A 5,707-nucleotide genomic window follows, 5' to 3' on the forward strand; every position below is an offset into this window, starting at 1 on the left:
TTTCTGGTATCGGTCCCGGACTGTTTTTATGGCTTTCGGAGGTCTTGTTTTGGTCACGGCACTTTTTACTGGCGGCACTCAAAGAACTAATCTTACTGAAGAATTTAATCCAAATACCAACTCCCTAGAAAATAAAGCAAGTGTTAGTCAATCAACACAAGTTGAGCCTGAAGTCGATGACAGTAAAATAATAAAAAGATCATACATAATTGAAGACATAAAAAGTAATGTTGGCGAAGCTCACAAGAACAATGCTTTGAAGCCCCAGTCAAAGCCTGGGTTAGAAGATGAAGCAAAAAAAATTCTTTCAAAATCATGAATAGAGTTGTTTTTTTCTACTGAAAAGTTACTTCATGGTGTGCCTAATTTGGAAATAACCTGCTGGGGCAATTTAAGCCTTTTTAGCTTGTCCTTCATTAGCCTTGGTAGTTTTGTCAAGCCCAACAAGTCGGTCAAAGGGACGCGCCGCCCGTTGGCGGTTTTGAAGTTTGGTTTTTATCAAGGTTCGGCGGCTTCGTTTCGCTTTCGTTAGCGGCGCGCCCCTTACCGTAACGTTAGCAGCTCAAGGAGAATCATATGCCGGTTTTTCTTTCACATAAACGCGAGGACAAAGAACAAACTTTGCGTATTGCCGGATACCTCAAACAGAACAACGTAAATTGCTATGTAGATGTATTTGATCCGGGACTTCAAACAACTGATGACATCACAAAAATATTGATGGAAAGGATTGGTCAATGTACACATTTAATGGCAGTGGTTTCAGGGTATACTGAAAAATCGTGGTGGGTTCCTTTTGAAATTGGTGTTGGTTCTGAAAAGGATAGGAGGATTACTTCTTTTCAGTTGACAAATGTAAGCTTGCCTGACTTTTTGACAAAATGGCCGATTTTGAAAAATCAGAATGATCTTGATACGTTTATTCAGTTTTACAAACAAGACACTATGGTTTCTTTGTCAGAGAGCGTTGGGTACACAAAAAGAGTCTACTCGGCAGATCAGTTTCATAGAGAGTTAAAAGCAAGGTTGTGAGTGGATGTAATGAAAAACAACATTGCTAACCCGGCGCTCAACCGGAGCGCGGCCATGTGGCGTATTGTCTATTTTCAAGCTATTGTTGGCCGCGCCCGGTTAGCTCTGCGTTAGGCGTTTTCACAAAAAAACAAACTGAAAATGATAGCATATGATCTGATAAACATAATATGGCCTGTTACCGCAACTATGTTTGCTATGTTGTTTGGAATGTCCGTCTTGAAAGAATGGCGAGCAAGTAGAGAGCGTGATTTTGAAATGCGGCGAGAAGAGTTGTATATGAGGCGTAAAGAATATGAAAGCGCGAATAATATCATAGTCAACAACGATAATGGCGGAAACTATTCGGATCTTGGTGGTTATATAACGATTGATATTCCAGAGGAAAGAAAATCTATATTTCACGACCTATTAAAAGGCTTTGAAGAATATGCTGCGCTCAAAGGATATAAAGTAACAGTATCTATTGACAGTAGCATTGAAGGTAAGATTTCTTTCAAAATTGTCATAAAGGATTTTGGCATTACCGGCACCAGAAATTCCGTCAAACATGATCTTGATGAATATATTCAAAAAATAAAATCGGGAGCGCCAATTGAGGATATGCCAGAGTTAATAGCGCCTGTTGAGCATTCACGGTTAATAATGGCTTTAAAAAATAGAATAACCTTTCTACAACAGAATTATGAAGTCGAAAGAAACATAAGAGACTTCTATCAGAAATTCTTTGAGCGATTGCCTGTTTCTGGCTTCTCTCATGCGAGTCCTGTATTCCACATATTAAACAGCGGTGCGACTGAAATGGATCAAAGAAAATACATTGCAAACAACTCTGCCAATATTAATCAAGGAGATAGCCAGCAGAACCAAATAAGCAGTGGCGATATAGCCATCGGCTCTACTTTTACCAAGAAATCCGAGCAACTTGAAAAGCTCGATTCATTAATAGAAGCTCTCAACAAAAGCGGTGGTAGTGCAAATGCAAAAGATGCCACTCGTCAATTTGAGAATATTAAGGAAGAAATATCTGATGAAGAAAACCCTGATAAGAGTTTGATATTAAAATGGCTAGAAAAAGCAAAGAAATTACTTTCATTCGCAGAAGTTGGTTCAGATGTATTTAACAAAGCGAAATCAGTATACGAATCTTTTGGTATGGAGTTTTAATTGCGCTCACAATCACATGTACTTAGACAGCCCACGTAGATGGGTAGAGCGAAGCGAAACTCATCATTCCAGGCTGGTAACTACAGGGTTCCATCCAGCCTAACAGGGTGTTGCAGGGGAAAAGCCCGCCGTCCATTTTCTCGGGGATTCGAGGTTCCGCGAAGGCGGGCTTTCTCCTTAACGTAAGAGCTAGACTGATCGAGGAAAGAATAAATGAAACCGGAAGAAATAATTATTAACTCGTTGTCAGTCATGCTTACAAGCGCGTTAGTCTCGTTGGTAATCAATAAAATCAGAGAAGAGAAAAAATGGGGACTTTTTTACTCATGTTGCGATTTCAGCCGTATCATACTCTGTTGTTTATGGAACTTTAGTTTTCCTCTACCTAAATATTCTAAGACCATCAGAATACTGGAGAAAATGGTTCTACCCTCAAACGGTAGCAGCAGAAGGGTACTGGTTGGAATGCAAAAAAGAACGTTGCCGGCATACCACAGCCTTACAATGCTTTGAAAGAAGAAGTCTTGAAATATCCATATGCGCTTATTTCAATTCGATATGACAAAACAAAGGAAGGTGACTTTCGTGTTGAGGGAGTTACCGCATCAAAAGATAACTATATTAGATTCAAAGCCAATAGGGTTTGGACGGAATTTGAAAAGGATGCGTTTTTGTTTACATATAGTGCCGATGTTAATGCTTCTGAAGTCAGCGGGTTAACAAAAATTGCATTTTTTGACGCCAATAATTCCGACTACAGCGCGGGTACTGGAAAATATATTGACGACTGGGGTTTTAGAACAGACTTTGAACTCGTAAAGCTCTCAGAGTCCTATAAAGGGTATGACCTTAATGACCCAGTACAACAAATATCGTTTTTACGCAACGAAACTGTTAAAAATGAATTGAAATGCGTCGAACAACGTATTTAGCCTATAAAATGCGTACATCAGGCAATTAGTAATTAGCTATTTCTGGCAGTTACATTTGTCTAACAAATCGGTCAAAGTCAGCTATAGTAACGACTCGAAAAGAGGAGTGGGAACCCTCAAAATAAGGCCTTTTAACTGAAACTAAAGCCTTAGCCATGGAGGTATTCCCACTATGAAGAAGCATAACTATCGTACGAAAAAAATCAATGAAATAAACTGGCAGGAGTTAAGCCTGCAATTTGTTGGCGAAGCAATTACCTTTGCTGTTGATGTAGCGAAGCTCCAACAATATGGCCTGTTAACGACTAGAGATCAAAAGCTATCGTTCTTAGTCAAATGGGATTTACCCGAAACCCGCGAGCTGATTAAATACTTGAAGCAGTTCAATGGCTCGGTCACGGTCGTCATGGAATCGACCGGTACTTACGGAGACGCCATGCGCTACCAATTCAGCGAAGCTGGATTTAACGTGTATCAAGCGAGTGCCAAGCGGGTTCATGATGCGAAAGAAATCTTTGATGGTGTTCCTAGCTTACATGACGCCAAAGCGGCCTGTCTGATTGCCAAACTGCATCAAGAAGGCCTGACTAAACCTTGGCACGAATTGGACAGTGCGGCACGCGAGCTCAATGCGACGCGGCGTGAATATGAGATGTACCAAAGTCAGTATAGAACGTAACCAAAACCGCCTGGAAGCGTACTTAAGTCGCATTGGCCGGAAGTGTTGGCGTTGTTCGACTTGGACAGCGTCACGTTGGAAAAACTGTTGATCATCTATGGCTCGCCCCAAGCCATCGCCGCTCAAGCCGATCAAGCAATTAAAGACATGCAAACATGGGGTGGTCATTTTCTTAAGCCTGACAAAATTGCTCGTGTTATCGACAGTGCTGCCAACGCGGTAAGGTGGATTCGCCGATAGGCAATCCACCATTTCGGGGTGTACCGATGACGGTTTGCTATCGCGAAACCGTCCTACGCGCTGACTTACCGTAACTTGGGTGGTCACGATTGATTTCGCTTTCCGCATTAATCTGCTTTGTGCTTTTACTCTACGCAATAATGAACTCGGCTCTTAGGTTTGCTCAGTTTTCTCAACGGTGCTAAAGTCCTCCAATTATCGTCGGATTTAGTAAAATCATTAATGTCGGGGAAATTATGAAGTTACAGGTTGTAGTTCATTCTGCTGAAGAGGGCGGGTTTTGGGCTGAAATCCCTGCTTTTGCGGGTTGTGTTTCAGAAGGTGAAACATTTGAGGAAACGCTATTTAACATAAAAGAGGCTGCAGAAGGTTGGTTAGAAGCCGCTGCAATGCGAACCAAGGACAATAATCAAATACAAATTGCCGAAATTGAGCTATGAAATCCATTTCTGGCAAGATCTTTTGTAAGCTGTTGCATCTACATGGTTGGCAGTTGCAACGGATTCGAGGCAGTCATCATATTTATACGCATCCGAGCAGGAGTGAAATTTTGACAGTGCCAGTTCATGGTAATCAAGATTTAAAAATTGGGACACTGAGTAAATTGCTCAAAGACGCTGGCTTAACGGAGCATGACTTTTAGAAAAAACGCGGTAAGGTGGATTCGCCGATAGGCAATCCACCATTTCGGGGCGCACCAATGACGGCTTGCTATCGCGAAACCGTCCTTCGCACTACCTGGTCAACCCATTCAACCAAGAACCGGATTTTGGTGTCGCCAGTATTAATTATGATCTGGATGAGTTATTGTCTAGCGTAACACTGCAACCGTTGCAGTGATAGTAAACATGGCTTACAGTAAGACATGTTTACCTTATAGGCAGGCGTTATGTCACAACTGGCAAAAATTAGCAGCAAAGGTCAAGTCACCATACCCGCCGATGTGCGTAAAAAGCTGCATCTCGCAACGGGCGATACTATTGTCTGGGAAACTGACGCGGATGGGCGTATTTGGGTACGCCGTATGGAACCTTTAGATTTGGATTATCTGACAGCGGTTAGCGGCACATTGTCAGAATGGAATAGCCTAGAAGATGACGAGGCATATCGTGACTTATAACTGTTACGATATTGTCAAGGTACCGTTTCCGTTTACTGACCGGCAATCAACCAAGACCAGACCTGCCTTGGTATTATCTGATGACAAGGCATTTAACTCGCGTATTGGTCATAGTGTTATGGCGATGATTACCAGCACAAAGCATTCCGGTTGGCCTTTAGATACCCGAATTGAAGATTTAACGACCGCTGGATTGCCTGCCCCCTCTAGTATTCGCCTAAAACTGTTCACGCTGGACAATCGTTTGGTTTTGGCGAAAATTAGGACAGCTTGCTTCGACGGATCAAATAATTGTTGAGCAGCATCTTAAAACGCTTTTGTTTAGTGGGTAGATACGAGGAAATTATTTTATGTGACTGAAAACGCGGTAAGGGGATTCGCCGATAGGCAATCTACCATTTCGAGGCGAGCCGATGACGGCTTGCTATCGCGAAACCGTCCTACGGAAGAATATTTCACAAAACACAACTCATTGATTATATTGTTATATTCCTTAGCTTAATGGCAGTGACGCAGAGGGGAACTAAAATGATTTTT

Annotated in this window: 10 protein-coding genes; all 10 read left to right on the plus strand. The window is 41.9% G+C overall.

Annotated elements, in window-relative coordinates:
* Positions 1–319, plus strand: a 319-nt coding sequence (locus VZ94_RS32920; protein ID WP_045780588.1) for a hypothetical protein, incomplete at its 5' end; no start/stop codon positions are given.
* Between the two features lie 257 nt (positions 320–576).
* Entirely contained in the window at positions 577–1,032 is a 456-nt protein-coding gene (locus tag VZ94_RS32925; protein WP_045780590.1) for a toll/interleukin-1 receptor domain-containing protein, read from the plus strand.
* 141 nt (positions 1,033–1,173) lie between these two features.
* Complete coding sequence (locus VZ94_RS32930; RefSeq protein WP_045780591.1) at positions 1,174–2,199, plus strand: hypothetical protein; 1,026 nt, start codon at positions 1,174–1,176, stop codon at positions 2,197–2,199.
* 509 nt (positions 2,200–2,708) lie between these two features.
* Positions 2,709–3,131, plus strand: coding sequence for a hypothetical protein (locus VZ94_RS32935; protein ID WP_045780593.1), 423 nt, complete (start codon positions 2,709–2,711; stop codon positions 3,129–3,131).
* 172 nt (positions 3,132–3,303) lie between these two features.
* On the plus strand, positions 3,304–3,810 hold the full coding sequence (locus VZ94_RS32940) for an IS110 family transposase (protein ID WP_045780594.1): 507 nt from the start codon (positions 3,304–3,306) through the stop codon (positions 3,808–3,810).
* A 75-nt stretch (positions 3,811–3,885) separates the two neighbouring features.
* Positions 3,886–4,050 (plus strand): hypothetical protein, encoded by a 165-nt coding sequence (locus VZ94_RS32945; protein ID WP_157844988.1) that lies wholly within the window; start codon positions 3,886–3,888, stop codon positions 4,048–4,050.
* 236 nt (positions 4,051–4,286) lie between these two features.
* The gene (locus VZ94_RS32950; protein WP_045780596.1) at positions 4,287–4,490 is read left to right on the plus strand and encodes a type II toxin-antitoxin system HicB family antitoxin; all 204 of its coding nucleotides are present in this window, start codon (positions 4,287–4,289) and stop codon (positions 4,488–4,490) included.
* A complete protein-coding gene (locus VZ94_RS32955) occupies positions 4,487–4,693 on the plus strand; it encodes a type II toxin-antitoxin system HicA family toxin (protein WP_045780597.1) in 207 nt (68 codons plus the stop codon). Before VZ94_RS32950 ends, VZ94_RS32955 begins: the two co-directional genes overlap by 4 nt.
* Positions 4,694–4,939: 246 nt before the next feature.
* On the plus strand, positions 4,940–5,170 hold the full coding sequence (locus tag VZ94_RS32960; RefSeq protein ID WP_045780598.1) for an AbrB/MazE/SpoVT family DNA-binding domain-containing protein: 231 nt from the start codon (positions 4,940–4,942) through the stop codon (positions 5,168–5,170).
* The gene (locus VZ94_RS32965; protein WP_239650110.1) at positions 5,160–5,468 is read left to right on the plus strand and encodes a type II toxin-antitoxin system PemK/MazF family toxin; all 309 of its coding nucleotides are present in this window, start codon (positions 5,160–5,162) and stop codon (positions 5,466–5,468) included. The genes VZ94_RS32960 and VZ94_RS32965 overlap by 11 nt, the downstream gene beginning before the upstream one ends.
* Positions 5,469–5,707: the final 239 nt, after the last annotated feature.

Origin of the sequence: Methylocucumis oryzae (assembly GCF_000963695.1) — a bacterium.
GTDB lineage: Bacteria > Pseudomonadota > Gammaproteobacteria > Methylococcales > Methylomonadaceae > Methylovulum > Methylovulum oryzae.